An 18,049-nucleotide genomic window follows, 5' to 3' on the forward strand; every position below is an offset into this window, starting at 1 on the left:
AGTTGCAATTGACAAACGCAACATCGCTTAATAAATCTCTCAATTTCTTAGCTGTTTCCAAATTCTATGCCAGCTATAATAAAGCAATTTTTCTTTAAGAGCCATGAAATGACTTTATCCGATCCGAGATTTCTTTCCCTTAATCAGTGGCTGAATGCTTATTTTTCCTGTGAGGTGATGCCTGTGTTGATTTCCGGAGACGCAAGTTTTAGGCGTTACTTTCGGATTTCGATGCCTGATGCTACCTTTATCGCCGCTGATTCACCGCCTCAGTTAGTGCCTATCGCCCCCTTTATTGCACTGTCGAATGCTTATTCAGCCGTGGGACTGACAGTTCCAAAAGTAATCCACGCCGATGCCGATTTGGGTTTTATGTTGATGAGTGATTTGGGCGATACCCAACTCTTATCTGTATTGACGGTACAAAATGTGGAAGGGTTTTACCGTCAGGCGCTCGATTTATTACCGCAAGTGGCCGCTGTGATTGAGTGCAAGAATCTTGATAGCGGTTTAGTTCAGGCATTACCTAACTACGATGAAGCCTTTGTGCGCCGTGAATTACACATTTTTACTGAGTGGCTGTTAGGAACACATCTTAATTTGTCTTTGGACGCGGCAGAGTTGCAGTTGCTGAATGATACTTTTGATCGCCTCGTCGGCAATGCGCTGTCTCAACCTAGTGTGGGAATGCATAGGGATTTCCATAGCCGTAATCTTATGCTGCAAGCGGACAAGCTGTGCGTGATTGATTTTCAGGATGCCGTCGTTGGTCCTGTGACTTACGATGCGGTATCACTACTACGCGATTGTTATATTCGTTGGCCGCAGCCGTTAGTTGCAGACTTGATGCGGTATCATTATCAGCAAGCATTAGCGCTTGGTTTTATTCCCGCACAGACTCCTTTTGAGCAATATCAAACTTGGTTTGATCTCATGGGCTTACAGCGCCACATTAAGGCGGTGGGGATTTTTGCACGGTTAAACTATCGCGATAGTAAAACTGCGTATATGGCGGATATTCCACTGACATTAACGTATATTGTCGACATTTCGCTGCAGTATCCCGAACTCGTGCCATTTGCACACTGGTTAACTCGTCGTGTGTTACCTGCGTTTACTGTGAGTCAGTCTTCATCTGAGGTTAAGCAATGAAAGCCATGATCTTGGCCGCTGGACGAGGGGAAAGGTTACGGCCGTTAACGGATAGTTTGCCTAAACCTATGGTGCCAGTGTTAGGTAAGCCGCTGATTGTTTATCATATTGAAAAACTTGCCGCGATAGGCATAGTCGATATCGTCATCAACCATGCTTGGCTAGGGCATAAGTTAGTCGAAGCACTGGGCGATGGCAGCACTTTTGGGGTGCGCATTCGGTATAGCGCAGAAGAGAGTGCGCTTGAAACCGGCGGCGGCATTAAACGCGCTTTGCCTTTATTGTGTGAGGACGGAAGTGACGAACCTTTTTTAGTGATTAATGGTGATGTGTTTATTGATGCTTTACCGTCAATCACGCAACTGGCTGCGGATAGGCTCGCTCACTTATGGTTAGTGCCTAATCCTGAGCAGCATCCAAATGGCGATTTTGCTTTGAATGGTCATCAAGTGCAGGAGCGTGGCGATGTTAAGCACACGTTTTCGGGCATGGGCATTTATCACCCTGCGCTATTTCATGACACGCCGCAGGGCGCCTTTGCACTGGGTCCGTTGCTCCGATCGCAAATGGCTCAAGACAGAGTTAGTGGTGCCTTGTTTAATGGATTTTGGTGTGATGTCGGTACCATTGCACGATTGCAAGCGCTTGAACTAAGGTTACAAAGTAACAAGTAAATTTCGGTGCTGGCATATCCATAGGATTAAGCTAGTGCATCAAATACATAATAGAAATCAGGAAATAAGATGCGGCTTTGGGGTAAGTTTTTTGGATTTGTCATTGGCTTTATGTTCGGCCGTATTTTTGGTGCACTGCTAGGTTTGTGGCTCGGTCATCTTTACGATAAGCGTGCAGCATCGGGCGTGGGTTTTCGACAGGTTTTAGGGCAGGCTAAGAATCGCCAAGCCATTTTCTTTAATACCACATTTGCAGTAATGGGGCATGTGGCGAAAGCATCAGGACATGTTACCGAAACCGATATTCGCATTGCGACCTTATTAATGGATCAAATGCGTTTAACGGGAGAAGCCCGTAAAGAGGCGCAACAGGCATTTCGTGAGGGTAAATCGGCGGATTTTGATCTGCGCAGCAGCTTACAAGCTTTCCGTGTTATTACGATGGGACGCAAAGAGTTAGTGCAGATGTTCATCGAAATCCAGATCCAAACGGCACTGTCTGATGGTGAATTGGATCCTGCTGAGCACGCTATCTTGATGACGATTGCTCAAGAGTTAGGTTATGGTCGAGCGCAGTTAGATGAATTACTTAAACGCTGGCAGGCGGAGTTTCGTTTCCATCAAACATCGAGTGGCAATAAAACATCGATTACTGATGCCTACAGTTTACTTGGCATTACGAACGAAGCTAGCGACCAAGAAGTTAAACGGGCTTACCGTAAATTGATGAATGAACATCATCCCGATAAGTTAGTGGCGAAAGGGTTGCCACCGGAAATGATGGAGTTAGCTAATCGTAAGGCTCAGGATATTCAAGCAGCCTATGACAGAGTCAAGTCTGAGCGCGGTATGCGTTAGCCTTGATAAAATTGGTTTTTGTAAAAGATAAGGAATTCATTATGAAAAACACTTACCGTTTGTTGCTGTTGGCGAGTTTGTTACCTGTGGCTATGTCTACGCAGGCCGAGGTGTTTATCGCTCCTTTTGGTGGTTATAGTCTGGGGGGCGGTCAATTTGATGTGAATCAATATGAGGTCAACACAGATCAAACTGGTGATAAGGCCGATGTGAAGGTTGAGGAGTCGAGTCATTACGGTTTGATGGTGGGTATTGGCACCAATGATCCCGGTAATATTTATCTTTTATATAGTCATCAAGCCTCTGAACTGAAAAGTGGCGGCTTGTTTACGCCAGACTTTCTTACCTCGTTAGATTTAGATTACATCCACTTGGGTGGCACTTTATATTTCCCCCGTGGCGATATCCTGCCCTATGTCACCGCCAGCGCGGGGATCACCCGCATGCTGCCTAGCGGTTGGTCGAGCGAAACGCGTTTCTCCATGGGAATTGGTGGCGGGGTAGAGTATCAAGTGACGCCACACTTTGGCCTGTTTGCGGATATTCGGGGTTATGCGACTTTTATCAACAGTGACACTTCGCTGTTTTGCAATGAAGATGAATGCCTATGGCATATTACGTCGGATGTGATGTGGCAGGCTCAGGCTAACCTTGGGCTCAAAGTCAGTTTTTAGATCTAACGCATCGTCTTAAAAGGAGATTTAGTGGCATGAAAATAGTCGTACTTGATGGTGAAACCTTAAATCCTGGCGATCTCTGCTGGCAATCCTTAAATGAATTAGGCGAGTTTGCGTGTTTTTCCCGTACGAGTGGCGCTGATATTGTCGCGCGAGCCCAAGGTGCTGAAGTCATTCTCACCAATAAAACGCCGTTGACTGCAAAGACGCTAGCGCAACTTCCTAGTCTCAAATACATAGGCGTATTGGCCACGGGCACGAACGTTGTCGATATCGCGGCAGCTAAAGCGCAAGGTATAGTGGTCACTAATGTGCCCGCTTATGCGCCTGATGCCGTTGCGCAAATGGTGTTTGCCCATATTCTGCATCACACCCAAGCCGTGGCCGCCCATCATCAAGCTGTGGTCGATGGCCAGTGGGTGAACTGCCAAGATTTTTGTTTTACTTTAATGCCGTTGCAATCTTTAAAAGGCAAGACTTTAGGCTTAATAGGTTATGGCGATATCGGTCAGCAGGTGGGAACGCTCGCCCTCGCATTCGGGATGAAAGTTCTTGTCAATACTCGTTCAATCATCAAGGATTTACCCCAAGGCGTGACGTGGGCGCAACGTGATACTGTGCTTAGCGAATCAGATATTATTTCGCTCCATTGTCCGCTTACTCCAGAAACTGAGCAATTTATCAATCAACAAACCCTCGCCTTGATGAAGCTTAATGCGCTGCTGATTAATACAGCGCGCGGTGGATTAATTGATGAAGCCGCGCTTGCTGCTGCGCTGGCTCAAGGCAAGTTATTTGCCGGCGTGGATGTGTTATCGACTGAGCCGCCCACTGCAGATAATCCCTTACTGCATGCGCCTAATATCAGCATCAGCCCGCATAATGCGTGGGCGACGAAGGAAGCAAGGCAAAGTCTACTCAATATCGCAGTGGCGAATTTGAACGGTTATTTGAAGGGGGAAGTGATTAACTGCGTGAACAAGTAAAGCGGTATGCGTCTTCCTCTCTTTTCATCATATCGATGTTGAGAGAGAAAGACGTAAATGGTTATTTATTATTGAGTTTTTCTTCTACGCATCCACCACACACCCAATAAGCCTGTGAGGGCTAATACGCCAAATACGACGGGCTTTTTCAGCTTGTGGTACAGGGCGTTCCATTCTGCCATTTCATTCGCCTGCGCTCGTTTTACTGCACCGTCAAAATCGGGCGCTTCACACTGCAAACCAAAGTTCTCGGCCCAAGGCACAAAGGGGCCGTTGGCGACGTATTTTTTGTAGTAACGCAGGGCAAGTTCTTGATCTCGATATAATACCCAACCTGTGGCTTGGCAGAGTAGCGCTGCATAGGCTTGGCTGTTGTGGGGCACATGATCCGATGCCTTGTTGGCTAGTTCCGCCGCCGTGTAGCGATAATGGAAGCGTTTATCGGGGATTGCTTGGCTGGCACTGATCCGCAGCTGTTCTTTCTCAGCCAGTTTGCTCGGTTCATTCCAATCACTTAGATCGAACACACCTTGGTAAATAGTGTAATCCGGGGCTAATTCAAACCCTAAGAGTTCCATGCCTTGGTGGCGGGCAAGTTCGGCAACAGCCCAATAGGCTTTCGCGCTATCAATGCCTTTTGTTTTTTTCGCTGCATTCAACTCTGTGCCGTAGGCAAGGGCGCTGGCATTAAGTTTAGGATTAGGAAAGTAAACCGGTGCTTCAGCTATCGCGCCTTCGCGTAATAGCCTGCGACCTAACAAGTAGCGCAAGCGGTTGTTAATTGGCTCAATATTATCGTACCAGTCGCTGTCTTTAGGGTATTCAAAGGCGATAAATGGCACATGTTCGTCGATAAATAACTTAAGTTCAGCCGTGGTGAGCACGCGCTCCGCCACATAGGCGATGTCTTGCCAGTACTCATCACCGCTGGCGAGTAAGTGATTGAGCGCATCGACATATTCGCCACGCTCTAGTGACAACACTCCTTGCTCGGCACGAATACGGCAGTAAGTGGCTGTATCTTCATCGGCATTAATGGCTTGTTGCTGAGTTTCTTTAGCGTCAACTGTGGCCGAGATCTTATTGAGTTGCTCAGGGAAGTGACGCGCTGCCTGAGCATATGCCTTGGCCGCTTCTGCTTGATCGCCCTTTTGTAGCATTAATTTTGCGTTGAGCCACCAAGTGAGGCCGCTCGGTTTCGCTAGCGTTAATAGGCGCTCAGCACTGGCATAATCCCCTAACTGGTAATAAATCGCCGCTAATTTATCGCCATGGTTGAGCTGTAAGCCATCGGTTGGAAATACTTTAAGGAGCTCAGCAACCTTTAATCCCATTTCTGAAAGCTGGCCATTATAGGCAAATTCATTAGTGCTGCTTTGCCAATAGGCAATCAATAACTGCTGCACGCTCGCCTGTTGCAGTAGCGGCTTAAGTTCAGCAATCTCTTTACCCATCAAAGTGCGGCTTAACATCAATAAGGAATCATAACCGCCGCTATCGCCCTGTACTGATTGGGTGGCGTAGAGCTCAATAGCTTTATTCAGTGCATCAGGGGTGAGAGTCATTTGCAGCTCTGACTCAGTTTCACCTGTAGCTTGATTGGTCAATTGCGGGAGCGGCTGGCCTTGGTGTAGCAGGATATAGGCTTGCTCACCTAAGCTCGCTAAACTCAAACGAAGGGGATCGGCGGCGCCTTGTGCGACTTCGCTTTGTAATTGTGTTAGGTAAGCATTGGCACGATTAAAATGTTCAGGATCAGCCGAAGTCTTGCTTAAGATAAGCTCAATACGCGACAGCGAATAGAGTGCCCACAGGCTACGAGATGCGCGTTCACTTTGTGGTAATTTAATGATTTTGCTGAAATAGTTACTCGCCCTCTCATAATCTTTTGCTTCAAACGCTACGGCACCTAAGGTGTACCAAGTTAGCGCTTGTGGTAGATCTTTGTCTAACTTAGCGGCCATTTGCTCGGCTTCAATGGGGCCAGTTGCATCCCGCAGGGTGTTTACTAAGGCCAAATGGGCGTCACTTAACTCGCTGTTTTCAAAGGCGCGAGTTTGTGAAAGATAACGGCTATGCACTTCATCCCAGAGATATTCTTGTGCAGCGGGTGCATCTTGATACTGCCAAGGCAAAGGTTTTGCGAGGGCGGTGAGCTGCTGGCTGAAAGAGGTTTGCGGTAAATAACTGAGATTGCTCTGCCTATCCTGAGTGAGTTGCAAAGGAAAATCGGGGCCGCAGGCCAATAGCATAGGGGAAAATAAGCTTAAACAAATGAGCGTGGTCTTTTTAAGCATAAAAGCCCGATTGGGTGTTGCCATGGTAAACGATAGTTTTGGCTTATGGCGCATAAATTCCCTGTAAATATAATGACTCACAACGTGCCCAGCCTATCACTTTTTGGCCGCCAGGGTTGAGCATGTGTGTTTGAATGTCTCTGTTTGATTGCGGCATAGGCATGATTGCAGTGCGTGAAACTGTTTTGGTTGGTGTCAACGCTGCTGTATTCTCAGCTCGCCATTGCCACGTTAACAGCCCATCTTTTTGCATTACGCTATAGCCATTTTGCGCATCATACCCGCTGCAAGCTTGTCCCGCTAGCGACAAAAGAGGAGGAATTTCACCTGCAATATTACCGTGATTCATTAAGCTCAGTTGGAATAGCTGTGGCTTGTGGATTTCCAGATTTTTTGGCTTATTTTCAGCGGTTAATGTCGTTTGGGTTGTGGCCTTATTATCGCTTGAGATCACTAATTCAATCTTGGCGGCAAGTTCACCTTGCTGTGCAACGGCGATTAAGGTGTTGAGTGGCCAAACCCTTTTATCCCCTTCCAGCGGCAGCCTAAACCAGATAATGCCTCTGAGTTTGGCATCTTTTTGTGTGTGTAGTTTTTGCACAAAGGCTTGTAATACTAGAGGATCGGCCATCAGTTCCTGTACTACATTGACTGATTTGAGTTGATCGCGCAGCGGTGTTTCACTTTCAACTTTATAACCTGAAGCTGTAATGATGACCGCCGAACCATAGGCGGGGAGCGCAATAAGGTAAGGCACAGTGCTGATATTTGACAGTTGCTGCACCCACTGCCAACCTTGAGTCGCATCGAATAGTCCGAGGCGTGGATCGCTTACGCTGTGAATTTGTAGCACGAGTTCATCAATACTGGTGAGTAACACGGGAAAATCGGCGCTACTGAGCCAAGCGGGCAGTGCAGTAATGCTGAGTTTGAGTTCTGCGGGTAACTGCGCTTTAAGCTTTTTAAGAAAATCCCGATAGGCTGGCAGTTTACTGTTGGCACTGTCGTGGTCGATTTCAACCCCCGCGATGTGCGTGCCTTTTGCCTGCCAATCTGTCAGTACTTGGCTGATTTTATTGATCACTTGTTCATCATTTAAATGCACGAACTGACCATCTAAGCGAATCACGGCAATTTTTGGCCTAGGATCCGCCTGCAACCAAGCATGATTGACCGCAACTTCAAACCAAATGTCTGCGCCATTGGGTTTTGGATGCGCTTGCAGCGCTAAAATACGTAATCCTTGGAATGCACCTTGGCTTTGCACTAATGCCGTTTGATTGGCGGGGCGCCATTGGCGCTGCCAGATATAGACTTCCTGCGAAAGTGGCGCTCGAAGCGTTGTTGCTTCTGTAGCGGCTTTTACTGCGACACTGGTATTTGGGCTAGCCGTGGTTTCATTAGCGTTCGATGCTGGCTGACAGGCGCTCATAAATACGGTGGCGCTCAACAAAGCAAATAAGAACCATTGATTTCGGTTTATGTTTTTAACCAGATTGCCTATGCCCATACTACCGCTGTCGATTCCGTTTTGAGTGAGGCATTACTATGCCCGAAAAATGCCACTTATACATCGCGGTCAAACTTCTGATAATGCCCACTAAGCTTGGTTTTCCTTTTGGTGCCTTGTTAATCAATATCAGAACTCAGATCTCAAAAATCAGGATCGACTTGAAAGCGCATCTGTTCACGGGTGACGGGATGTTGAAGCATCAATAAATCTGCATGCAGATGCAGGCGATTGGCGCGAGTGCCGTACAGATCGTCACCTACAATGGGCGTATTTAGCCCTTCTGAGTGGGCGCAGTGAACTCTGAGTTGATGGGTTCGGCCCGTTTTTGGGGATAGATATACGCGGGCTGTACGTGCCATTTCATCGATATGGCTTAATTCCCAATAGGTTTGGGCCGCTTTGCCAAACTCATGGCAAACGAGTTGTCTCGGTCTATCGTCTAAATCGCCACGTAGGGGTAAAGAGATTTGTCCGGCTGCCTGCTTATCTGCCATTGCTGTAGGGATCCCTGCTAAAAGTGCCACATAACGTTTAGTTACAGTGCGCTGGATAAACTGTTTTTGCAGCTGTTTATGGGCGTCTTTTGTCAATGCGATCACCATTAATCCCGAGGTCGACATATCGAGCCTGTGGACGATAAGTGGTCCAGTGGAATTGGGAAACGTTTGCCGCATGCGCGAATACACTGAGTCTTCAATTTCTTTGCCGGGCACTGATAAAAATTCGGCGGGTTTGTTCACAATCGCCATCGCCTCGTCTTGGTAGAGGATGTTTAAGGTTTTGCCTTCGGCGGGGTTCGTCAGCAGCGGATTATCATCGACAACAAGCCCTTCGAGCATATGCCCCAAGATAGGCTGGCATTTGCGCAGACAGGCAGGATAAAACTGCTTATGTTGGCGAATTTCTGATTTTGGCGGCGCCCCCCACCAAAATTCGGCAATCGCCAATGGTTTAAGACCGTGTTTAAAGGCGTAATGTAGCAACTTAGGGGCGGCACATTCCCCTGAGCCTGCGGGCGGTGTTAACTCAACCGTCCCGTTAAATATGCCGTTAAGGCTTTTTTCTGCGCCGCGAATATTCAAAAAACGATACTGCTCAAACAGCTTTTGCTGCAGCGCCGCCGAGAGCTGTTTACGCTGTAGTCTTAATGCGTCACGCTTATCAGTGAGCAGAGTTAACGCTTGGCTGATGGCATGGATACGTTCATCCCAATAGCGTTTAATATCTCTTAACTGATTCTTTTCGTTAATGCTTTCTTGGCTGAGTTTAGCTTCGATTACAGTATTTTCACGTAAAGTCTCATCAGTTGGATTGGCAGCCCATTGCACTGCGAGTTGATTGCGCTGCGTCTTGCGGGATTGACGGCCGTCAATCATCACTTGCCTGTGGGCGGCAAGCTTGGCTTGTGCTTGAGCTTGCTCAGCGTTGAGTTCGCTCGATAGCCGAGGAATATCGGGGTGATTTTCTACTGCAAGTAGCTGCTCGTTAATTTGGTTGATTTGTAGATTTTCGGCGTGGAAAAAATTGTCCTTAGCCAGCATATCAAACACAGGTGGAACGAAGCGTGGCCAATGGTTTTGCTCAGCTAACTTGCCCGAAAATGCCGACAAATAGCCCACTTTCCCCTGCGGGTCTTGCACTAAAAGCACACCAAACATTTTACCAATGGCACCCGTTAACTCCCCCGTGAGGCCAAAGTTATGTTGCCAATCGTTTTGAGTCTCTAGGTGGCGTTGTAATTCGTTGGCAGCGATCATGCACAGTGGGTGCGGTTCGTAATAGAAAGGAAAGGTAAAACGCTGCGGTAGGGCATAGGCATCAATGGCTTGTGTGAAAGAGGTAAAGCAAGAAGGCTGAAGATGCATATTGGGGTCTACTGTTGGTTTTACTTATCTGGGTTAATTATCGGAGTTAATTATCTGGGTTAAGCCACAACTTAGATGAGGGCTATCAAGAAAGGGCGTTAGTTTACTCTGTCGATTTGGGACTGTCGATTTTGGGCTGTCACTTTTTATTGGTGCGGCTCTGTGTTGAAAAAGGGAAATGGCATTAAAGCGCATTTCCCTTTGATATGTAGCTTGTACTTAAAGCCAATTTTAAACGGTTAAACCCGCTTAAAAGATGACTTTCACTTTACTGGCGCTATCGAGTGCTTTGCTGATTGCGCTGTCGATATCGATATCACGGGCAAGCGCGACACCTAAACGGCGGCGACCATCAATATCGGGTTTGGCGAATAATCTAAGCTGAGTATTGACCGCTTCTAATGCCGCACCAATCCCTTGATAGCGGATATTGCTTGAGGTGCCTTCGGCCAAAATCACCGCCGAGGCACTTGGACCATGCTGATGGATATTGGGAATCGGCAGGCCGAGAATCGCTCTAACATGCAGGGCAAATTCCGATAAATCTTGGCTGATGAGTGTGACTAAGCCTGTGTCATGTGGTCTTGGCGAGACTTCAGAGAAATACACTTCATTGCCTTTAACAAACAGTTCTACGCCAAATAGTCCATAACCGCCAAGGGCTTCGATGACTTTGCTCGCAATCGCTTGGGATTTTGCTAACACTTCATCGGACATGGCTTGTGGCTGCCATGACTCGCGATAATCGCCATCTTCTTGCCTGTGGCCAATGGGCGCACAAAAATGAATGCCGTTGACTGCGCTGATGGTTAACAGGGTGATTTCATAATCGAAGGGAATAAAGCCTTCGACTATCACGCGACCGCCGCCGGCGCGTCCGCCTTCTTGGGCGTATTGCCATGCTTTATGGCTGAGGGCGATATCGCGAATAACGCTTTGGCCTTTGCCCGAGGAACTCATGACTGGCTTCACCACACAGGGCACGCCAATTTCACTAATCGCTTGATTAAATTCGGTTTCGGTATCACAGAAAAAATATGGCGAGGTTGGTAAACCTAAGGTTTCAGCGGCGAGGCGACGAATACCTTCCCTGTCCATAGTGAGCTTTGTTGCCCGAGCAGTCGGGATAATATTTACCCCTTCGGCTTCCATGTCCACTAAGGTTTGGGTGGCGATGGCTTCAATCTCTGGGATGACTAAGTGCGGTTTTTCTAACTCGATAACCGCACGCAGGGCGTTGGCATCGAGCATATTGATCACATGGGAGCGATGCGCGACTTGCATGGCGGGGGCGTTGGCGTAACGGTCAACGCCAATCACTTCAACGCCTAAGCGTTGCAGTTCAATGGCCACTTCTTTGCCAAGTTCACCGCAGCCGAGCAACATGGCGCGTCGTGCGCCCTCAGTGTAGGGAGTGCCTATCATGTGTGGGTACCTTTGAGATTGTAGGGATGATGGGTTTTATGCTTGCGTTCTATGCCGCAATGATGTGGCTAGTTTAGCCTGAACAGGCTTTAGGATCATGGAGTAAATCGACAAGTGTGTCCCGGATCACTGGGGGCAAAAACGAAACAGCATATCTTTGGTTAATATTGGGGCTGAGGTTGAGAGCAAACTCAAATGTTAGTGTCATGTTAATTTCATGTTGGTGGCATGTTTGGAGACCATCCACTAATCTTTGGGATGGAATACATATTATTAATACAAGGAGATGCAGATGTTCTTAGATTACTTTGCGTTAGGTATTTTGTTTTTTGTCATCATTATTATGTTTTATGGTGTCATTGCCATTCATGATATCCCCTATGAAATAGCCAAAAAACGTAATCATCCCCAGCAAGATGCATTGCATATCGCCGGGTGGGTGAGTCTATTCACCCTACATGCTATTTGGCCATTTTTATGGATCTGGGCGACTTTATACCGTGAAGATCGCGGTTGGGGGTTCAATACTGTAATGAAGCGAGAATTAGTTTTAGAGGAGGATGTGAATTCATTGCGCGAGACGGTCAGAGGGCTTCAGACTCGGCTTGAACAGTTAGAGCAAATAACTCCCATGAATATAGCGCCTGCTGTGGATGCGATAAAAACAGACAAAGTTGAGGTATAACATGGATTTATTACTCATACTCACCTATGCGGCCGTGTGTATTGCTATCTTTAAAGTCTTTAAAATTCCGATGAACAAATGGACGGTTCCCACCGCAGTGCTGGGTGGGGTGTTCATTATTGGTACCTTATTGCTCGTGATGAATTACAACCATCCTTATTCTCGTTTTGCCCGTGAATATTTTGTCACTATCCCTATCACACCCGCAGTAAAAGGCTTAGTGACTTCGGTGGAAGTGCAGCCTAATATGCCTGTTAAACAAGGGGATGTGTTATTTCGTCTCGATCCTATTCCCTTCGAGGCCGTTGTTAAACGTAAACGCGCAGCTTTGATGGAAGCAGAGCTCCAAGTGCCACAACTCGCCGCGGCGTGGGAGTCGGCTAAGGCTAATGTAGAGCGCGCTAGGGCCGATAAAGACCGTAATAAATCTGCCTTCGAGCGTTATGAGTTAGGCCGCAAGAAAGGGGGCGCGAATTCGCCTTTTACTGAACTGGAACTCGATAATAGGCGTCAATTGTACTTAGCCTCAGAGGCACAACTGACCGTCGCGAATGCTGAAGAACTGCGTGTCAGGCTGGCCTATGAATCTAATATTGATGGTGTTAATACCAAAGTGGCTGGCTTGCAAGCTGATTTAGCCAGTGCACTCTACGATTTAGAACAGACAGTCGTGCGGGCACCTGCAGATGGTGTGGTAACGCAAATGGCACTTCGTGCGGGAGCGATGGCAGTGCCTTTACCATTACGTCCAGTAATGAGCTTTATTCCCGACGAGCAACGCTACTTTGCGGGGGCATTCTGGCAAAACTCGTTAATGCGTTTGCAGGAAGGTGATGAAGCTGAAGTGATATTGGATGCCGCTCCAGGACAAATCTTTAAGGGGAAAGTGGCGAAAATATTACCCGCTATGGCTGAAGGTGAAGTTCAAATGGGCGGCGCGCTGCAGTCATCGGCTCGTTTATTTCAAAATGGTCGCGTGATTGTGCTGATTGATATCGAAGATGATGCCATCCGTAAGCAATTTCCTGCGGGTGTTTCTGGGCAGGTTGCAATTTATACTGAACATTTCCATCATGTCGCTGTGATGCGTAAAGTATTGCTGAGGATGCAAGGTTGGCTGAATTACTTGTTTTTTGATGGACATTAACCCTTAATCGGTTAACTTTTGTCTGTTGTATCAAGTCCAGTTCGCTGGACTTTTTTGTGACACATTTTGGGGTGAATAAAAAGGAATTTGAAAGCATGCAAGATATTCACGATTTAACCTCAGTGCTGCGCTCCAATACGCCAATTGTAGTGATTGAAACCTATGAAGAATATCGCGTGGTTGAGCTGCTTAAGCGGGTCGCCAGTGTGCTCTATCAACCTGTGTTTACATGGAGCATCACCCAAGGCCTAGCACGGGTCGATAAGCCCTTGGCGGCGCAAAAGTTTAATAGTGAGCCAACCGATCTACTCGGGCAAATTAAATCAACCTCACAGCAGGGGATTTATGTGCTGTGCGACTTCCATCCCTTTGTGATTGATGCACCTAAGAATGTCCGTTTGCTTAAAGAAATCGCCCTTGAGTACGAGACGCTGCAACACACATTAGTGCTGGTGAGCCATGCCTTTGAAATCCCGCCTGAAATCAAACGTTATTGCGCTTATTTTCACTTAACTTTGCCAAGTACAGTGCAATTGCAAAATCTGATTTATCTTGAAGTTGATAAAATTCGTCACCAAGGTACGCCGCTACAGGTCGATGATGATGCTGTGGTCAAATTAGCCGATAATCTGCGGGGCGTGACTTTAGACGATGCCCGTCGTCTCGTACGCAAAGCCATAGTCAATGACGGTGCTATTACCTTGTCAGATATCGACGCCATCAATAAAGCCAAGTTTCAGCTACTCGATCTTAATGGTGTGCTGCAATTTGAATACGACACCAGTGATTTTTCACAGGTCGCAGGACTACATAATCTTAAAAAATGGCTCAAGCAGCGCTCGCCCATATTGGCTGTCAGCGCCATTGACCAAGGCGGCCAGCCGACTCCAGTTCAGCACGTCAAAGCGCTCGATGCGCCCAAGGGGATTTTACTGCTGGGCGTTCAGGGCAGTGGTAAGAGCCTCGCGGCTAAGGCGGTTGCGGGCGTTTGGCAACGACCTTTGCTTAGGCTCGATATGGCAGCCTTATATAACAAATACATAGGCGAAACCGAGAAGAACCTGCGTAATGCACTGGATCTGGCTGACATGATGTCGCCCTGTGTGCTTTGGATAGATGAAATTGAAAAAGGCTTAAGCGGGAGTAGCAGCGATGAGGGCACCTCGACGCGGATCCTCGGCACCTTACTCACTTGGATGGCGGAGCGTAAATCTGAAGTGTTTGTGGTGGCTACCGCTAATGATATTCAAGTTCTGCCGCCAGAGTTGATGCGAAAGGGCAGGATGGATGAAATCTTTTTTGTCGATTTACCCGACGAAGCTATACGCAAAGCCATCTTCTTAATCCACTGTAAGCGCCGTGGAATCGATGTGGCGAGCTTAGATCTCGCCCAGTTATCGGCGCGTAGCCAAGGATTTTCCGGCGCCGAAATCGAACAAGCAGTTATTGCTGCCATGTATACCGCAAGAAGTGTCGAGTGCAGTGTCGACCAAGTGCTATTACTTGAAGAACTTAGTAAGACACGGCCTTTATCTGTGGTCATGAGCGATAAAATCAATGCGCTACGACAATGGGCCGCAGGCCGAACCGTGAATGCCCATGAGTAAGATTTTTGCTTGGTACCATGAGTGCTAACTAGCATTTTTAAACGCTATATTGGCTTAGTTATTTTCGAGATTCCCAAGGTACCGTTATGAATGGTGAGTCGTTTTACTGGATATTAGTGATACAAGGATAAGAGATTGAAAAGTATATATGAACTGATTGATATCGAAGACTCTGGCATAAAAGTAGTCAATGAAGTGGTTGCTGGTGCTGAGCATTGTGTAGAGATACTGCCGCCTTCAAAGGATCGGGTTGAAGTACTTGAATCCCTTCAGGTATCGACTCGTTCGGTATTAGGGGCTATTGCCTACGAAACCGGTGGGATTTTGATCGACAATGGATGGATTCGATTTTTCGGCTCTGGACATGAAAGATTGTCTAGAAACCTTACTGATTGGAATAGAAGTGCACATTATCTTTTAGTGGCTAATGACGTAGTTGGTGGATTTTTTGCTATCAACGGTGGCGGTTTAGGCGCAGATGTTGGGAATATATACTATTGGTCGCCAGACTCAATTCATTGGGAAGGGTTAGAAATCGGGTTCACAGATTTTTTTCAATGGTCAGCTACAAAGAGAATCAATGAGTTTTATGCGAGTTTAGGTAAAGAGCGCTTTCAAAAAACCTATTCACAGATAGCTACAGATAAATGCCTGAGCTTTTATCCATTTTTATGGGCGAAAGAAGGTTCTATTGAAATAAGCAGCGTGAAAGTGGTGTCAGTTGATGAAATGTATAGGCTGAAATTGGAATTATTAACCTCGGTTAGTTAATTCGTTTACCCGCTGATTTTATGAGTACTTCTGCAATAATTATTTGTTATAAACATCTAATATATTGATTGTTAGATGTAAATCTGCTTATCAGCTCTATTGATTCAACATGGATGGGCTGTATATGCTGGGCTGTATATGCCATCCATGATTAATCACTTCTTCGGAGGGGACAGCACCAAGATCTAGCTGACGTTTTTGGCGATATCTTGGGCTTTCTCGTTACCGCTTGCATCAAAAATCAAAGCTGTCGCTATCACCAAAAGCTGTCGCGGCAATGCCTAATGAGTGCTTTAGTGTTGGCGTGACAATATCTCTTTAAATGGTTTGAATCTTAGCGGTATCCACTCCCTGTGGTACCGCTAATGCTGCTTATTCCTATCATGATGACATTAGATATCAAAGGCGAGACTGCCCGGAGTCAGGAATGGCCAACTTAGACGCGTCGGTGAACTCTCACCCTGCGCACCAAAGAAGTAAGCTGTTCTTGGGGTAGCGTAAACTACACTGCCTTTTTGCAACCCGAGTTCCTGCAGATTATGGTGGGTAAATTTGGCTTCCCACAGTTCTTCGCTATGCCAGCCATGTGGGGCTAATTCCAATCTAACTTCGGCGCCGATTGGGGTCATGGCGACAATATTGAACGGCAAATTGGCCTGACTATTGGGCTTATTTGACAGCGCTAATTCGTGACTGCGTACATAGAGAACACCATCTTGCTGCAGGGTTTGCTGTTCTGGAGGTGTTAAAAATGCTTGACCATTTTCCCAACGTTTTTGTTGCCAACTGGCTTCAAAGACATTGACGTTACCAAGAAAATCAAACACAAAGCGACTATTGGGGTGTGAGTATAGCTCAGCAGGTGTATTAATCTGCTCTATATGACCATTGCTCATCACTACCACTCTATCTGAGAGCTCAAGCGCCTCATCCTGATCGTGGGTCACAAACACGCTGGTGAATTTCAATTCATCATGCAGGCTGCGTAGCCAGCGGCGTAGTTCTTTACGCACTTTAGCATCTAAGGCGCCAAAGGGTTCATCCAGTAGCAAGACTTCTGGTTGGGTCGCCAGTGCGCGGGCCAATGCAATGCGCTGTTTTTGTCCTCCCGAGAGTTGTTCTGGATAGCGCTGTGCGAGATGGCCTAGTTGTACTGTTTCTAGCAGTTGTGTCACTCGCTTATGAATTTCTGCCGCCGAAGGCCTTTGTTTTTTCGGCATGACTTCGAGTCCAAAGGCGACGTTATCGGCGACCGTCATATGGCGAAACAGCGCGTAGTTTTGAAACACAAAACCCACGCGTCTTTCACGCACATGCACTTGGGTGACATCTCGATTGCCGAATTGAATTTGGCCGCTATCGGCTCCTTCAAGACCGGCAATAATCCGCAGCAGTGTGGTTTTACCTGAACCTGATGGTCCCAGCAGACCAATCATTTCCCCTTCTTGAATATCGAGATTAAGTGGGGAAAGCGCCTGAAATTGGCCAAATTTCTTGGAAATATTAGTAAGACGAATACTCATAGTTGGCTCTGCTCTTTATTGTCATTGGCGGTTAAACTGCGTTGTTGCCGCCATTCCACTACGGCTTTTAACATTAGGGTAAATAGGGCGATCAGGGCCAGTAATGATGCGCTCGCGAAGGCGGCTTCGGCCTGATAATCTTCGTACAATAATTGCACATGTAAAGGTAAGGTATTGGTTTCGCCGCGAATGTTGCCAGACACGACAGCAACGGCACCAAATTCTCCTACGGCTCTGGCATTGGTGAGGATCACACCGTAAATCAGTGCCCATTTGATGTTGGGTAGGGTCACGCGGCGAAAGAGTTGCCACCATGACGCTCCAAGGATCACTGCAGCTTCTTCTTCCGATGCGCCCTGTTGTTGCATCAATGGGATCAGTTCTCTGGCTACAAAGGGGCAAGTGACAAAAATGGTCACTAATAGTATTCCCGGCCAAGCAAACATGATCTGCAGATCGTGCTCATATAGCCATTCGCCCAGCCAGCCACTGTTGCCATAGAGCAGCAAATAGAGCAAACCTGCGACGACAGGGGAGACCGCAAATGGAATATCAATTAGCGTGATCAGTAACTTGCGACCGGGGAATTCAAAGCGAGTCACGCTCCAGGCCAGCATGATTCCGAACACTAAATTGATCGGTACTGTGAGTGCTGCCACCATCAGTGTTAAACCAATCGCATGCAGCGAATCCGGTTGAGTTAGGTGCCCAATATAACGCTCCCAACCTCCGACAAACGCCTGCTGAAAAATACTCACCAACGGCAATAGCAACAATAGTAAGCCTAAGAGCACGGCGAGGGTAATAAGGCTCCATTTGATCAGGGGCGCTTCACCGACTCTTAAGGGTTTAAATGAGTTCATATTCGC

The 18,049-nt window shown here is 47.2% G+C and carries 15 protein-coding genes; 9 read left to right on the forward strand and 6 right to left on the reverse strand.

Features of this window, described 5'->3' with window-relative positions:
* Window positions 1-66 precede the first annotated feature (66 nt).
* The 5 genes from L5M28_RS09120 to L5M28_RS09140 all read left to right on the forward strand — a co-directional run bounded on the left by L5M28_RS09120 (window position 67) and on the right by L5M28_RS09140 (window position 4,347).
* Window positions 67-1,152, forward strand: coding sequence for an aminoglycoside phosphotransferase family protein (locus L5M28_RS09120; protein ID WP_263203150.1), 1,086 nt, complete (start codon window positions 67-69; stop codon window positions 1,150-1,152).
* Window positions 1,149-1,826, forward strand: a complete 678-nt coding sequence (gene murU, locus L5M28_RS09125; RefSeq protein WP_263203152.1) for an N-acetylmuramate alpha-1-phosphate uridylyltransferase MurU — start codon at window positions 1,149-1,151, stop codon at window positions 1,824-1,826. The genes L5M28_RS09120 and murU overlap by 4 nt, the downstream gene beginning before the upstream one ends.
* A 69-nt stretch (window positions 1,827-1,895) precedes the next feature.
* Window positions 1,896-2,684, forward strand: a complete 789-nt coding sequence (gene djlA, locus L5M28_RS09130) for a co-chaperone DjlA (RefSeq protein WP_107402465.1) — start codon at window positions 1,896-1,898, stop codon at window positions 2,682-2,684.
* A gap of 41 nt (window positions 2,685-2,725) precedes the next feature.
* Entirely contained in the window at window positions 2,726-3,358 is a 633-nt protein-coding gene (locus L5M28_RS09135) for a porin family protein (RefSeq protein ID WP_263203155.1), read from the forward strand.
* A 35-nt stretch (window positions 3,359-3,393) separates the two neighbouring features.
* The gene (locus tag L5M28_RS09140) at window positions 3,394-4,347 is read left to right on the forward strand and encodes a D-2-hydroxyacid dehydrogenase (protein ID WP_263203156.1); all 954 of its coding nucleotides are present in this window, start codon (window positions 3,394-3,396) and stop codon (window positions 4,345-4,347) included.
* A 68-nt stretch (window positions 4,348-4,415) separates the two neighbouring features.
* Here L5M28_RS09140 and L5M28_RS09145 read toward each other — a convergent pair whose 3' ends face one another.
* From L5M28_RS09145 to purT, 4 genes are all read right to left on the reverse strand, one after another.
* The gene (locus tag L5M28_RS09145; RefSeq protein WP_263203172.1) at window positions 4,416-6,698 is read right to left on the reverse strand and encodes a hypothetical protein; all 2,283 of its coding nucleotides are present in this window, start codon (window positions 6,696-6,698) and stop codon (window positions 4,416-4,418) included.
* Window positions 6,688-8,154, reverse strand: coding sequence for a DUF3142 domain-containing protein (locus L5M28_RS09150; RefSeq protein WP_263203158.1), 1,467 nt, complete (start codon window positions 8,152-8,154; stop codon window positions 6,688-6,690). The genes L5M28_RS09145 and L5M28_RS09150 overlap by 11 nt, the downstream gene beginning before the upstream one ends.
* A gap of 143 nt (window positions 8,155-8,297) precedes the next feature.
* Window positions 8,298-10,022, reverse strand: coding sequence for an RluA family pseudouridine synthase (locus tag L5M28_RS09155; protein ID WP_263203160.1), 1,725 nt, complete (start codon window positions 10,020-10,022; stop codon window positions 8,298-8,300).
* Between the two features lie 249 nt (window positions 10,023-10,271).
* Entirely contained in the window at window positions 10,272-11,447 is a 1,176-nt protein-coding gene (gene purT, locus L5M28_RS09160) for a formate-dependent phosphoribosylglycinamide formyltransferase (RefSeq protein WP_263203161.1), read from the reverse strand.
* 292 nt (window positions 11,448-11,739) lie between these two features.
* On the opposite strand from purT, the gene L5M28_RS09165 reads away from it, so the two are divergent.
* The 4 genes from L5M28_RS09165 (at window position 11,740) to L5M28_RS09180 (ending at window position 15,657) form a co-directional block, all read left to right on the forward strand.
* Window positions 11,740-12,132, forward strand: a complete 393-nt coding sequence (locus tag L5M28_RS09165; protein ID WP_028759246.1) for a DUF3302 domain-containing protein — start codon at window positions 11,740-11,742, stop codon at window positions 12,130-12,132.
* Window position 12,133: 1 nt separating this feature from the next.
* Window positions 12,134-13,279, forward strand: coding sequence for an HlyD family secretion protein (locus tag L5M28_RS09170; protein WP_131523844.1), 1,146 nt, complete (start codon window positions 12,134-12,136; stop codon window positions 13,277-13,279).
* 95 nt (window positions 13,280-13,374) lie between these two features.
* Window positions 13,375-14,886 carry an AAA family ATPase gene (locus L5M28_RS09175; protein ID WP_263203163.1) on the forward strand — a complete coding sequence of 504 codons (1,512 nt, stop codon included), beginning with the start codon at window positions 13,375-13,377 and terminating at the stop codon, window positions 14,884-14,886.
* Window positions 14,887-15,021: 135 nt separating this feature from the next.
* The gene (locus tag L5M28_RS09180) at window positions 15,022-15,657 is read left to right on the forward strand and encodes a DUF2625 family protein (protein ID WP_173246350.1); all 636 of its coding nucleotides are present in this window, start codon (window positions 15,022-15,024) and stop codon (window positions 15,655-15,657) included.
* Window positions 15,658-16,049: 392 nt separating this feature from the next.
* On the opposite strand, the gene L5M28_RS09185 is transcribed toward L5M28_RS09180, so the two are convergent.
* Complete coding sequence (locus tag L5M28_RS09185; RefSeq protein ID WP_131523841.1) at window positions 16,050-17,180, reverse strand: sulfate/molybdate ABC transporter ATP-binding protein; 1,131 nt, start codon at window positions 17,178-17,180, stop codon at window positions 16,050-16,052.
* On the reverse strand, window positions 17,177-18,043 hold the full coding sequence (cysW, locus tag L5M28_RS09190) for a sulfate ABC transporter permease subunit CysW (protein WP_028759251.1): 867 nt from the start codon (window positions 18,041-18,043) through the stop codon (window positions 17,177-17,179). The genes L5M28_RS09185 and cysW overlap by 4 nt, the downstream gene beginning before the upstream one ends.
* Window positions 18,044-18,049: the final 6 nt, after the last annotated feature.

It is taken from the genome of Shewanella sp. SW32, assembly GCF_025653365.1.
GTDB lineage: Bacteria > Pseudomonadota > Gammaproteobacteria > Enterobacterales > Shewanellaceae > Shewanella > Shewanella oncorhynchi.

What these genes read in the sequence shown, in the direction of transcription:
- cysW (WP_028759251.1), bottom strand. Translation starts at nt 18,043, where the DNA reads ATGAACTCATTTAAACCCTTAAGAGTCGGTGAAGCGCCCCTGATCAAA.
- L5M28_RS09155 (WP_263203160.1), bottom strand. Translation starts at nt 10,022, where the DNA reads ATGCATCTTCAGCCTTCTTGCTTTACCTCTTTCACACAAGCCATTGAT.
- L5M28_RS09185 (WP_131523841.1), bottom strand. Translation starts at nt 17,180, where the DNA reads ATGAGTATTCGTCTTACTAATATTTCCAAGAAATTTGGCCAATTTCAG.
- purT (WP_263203161.1), bottom strand. Translation starts at nt 11,447, where the DNA reads ATGATAGGCACTCCCTACACTGAGGGCGCACGACGCGCCATGTTGCTC.
- djlA (WP_107402465.1), top strand. Translation starts at nt 1,896, where the DNA reads ATGCGGCTTTGGGGTAAGTTTTTTGGATTTGTCATTGGCTTTATGTTC.
- L5M28_RS09145 (WP_263203172.1), bottom strand. Translation starts at nt 6,698, where the DNA reads ATGCGCCATAAGCCAAAACTATCGTTTACCATGGCAACACCCAATCGG.
- L5M28_RS09150 (WP_263203158.1), bottom strand. Translation starts at nt 8,154, where the DNA reads ATGGGCATAGGCAATCTGGTTAAAAACATAAACCGAAATCAATGGTTC.
- L5M28_RS09175 (WP_263203163.1), top strand. Translation starts at nt 13,375, where the DNA reads ATGCAAGATATTCACGATTTAACCTCAGTGCTGCGCTCCAATACGCCA.
- L5M28_RS09120 (WP_263203150.1), top strand. Translation starts at nt 67, where the DNA reads ATGCCAGCTATAATAAAGCAATTTTTCTTTAAGAGCCATGAAATGACT.
- L5M28_RS09165 (WP_028759246.1), top strand. Translation starts at nt 11,740, where the DNA reads ATGTTCTTAGATTACTTTGCGTTAGGTATTTTGTTTTTTGTCATCATT.
- murU (WP_263203152.1), top strand. Translation starts at nt 1,149, where the DNA reads ATGAAAGCCATGATCTTGGCCGCTGGACGAGGGGAAAGGTTACGGCCG.
- L5M28_RS09140 (WP_263203156.1), top strand. Translation starts at nt 3,394, where the DNA reads ATGAAAATAGTCGTACTTGATGGTGAAACCTTAAATCCTGGCGATCTC.
- L5M28_RS09170 (WP_131523844.1), top strand. Translation starts at nt 12,134, where the DNA reads ATGGATTTATTACTCATACTCACCTATGCGGCCGTGTGTATTGCTATC.
- L5M28_RS09135 (WP_263203155.1), top strand. Translation starts at nt 2,726, where the DNA reads ATGAAAAACACTTACCGTTTGTTGCTGTTGGCGAGTTTGTTACCTGTG.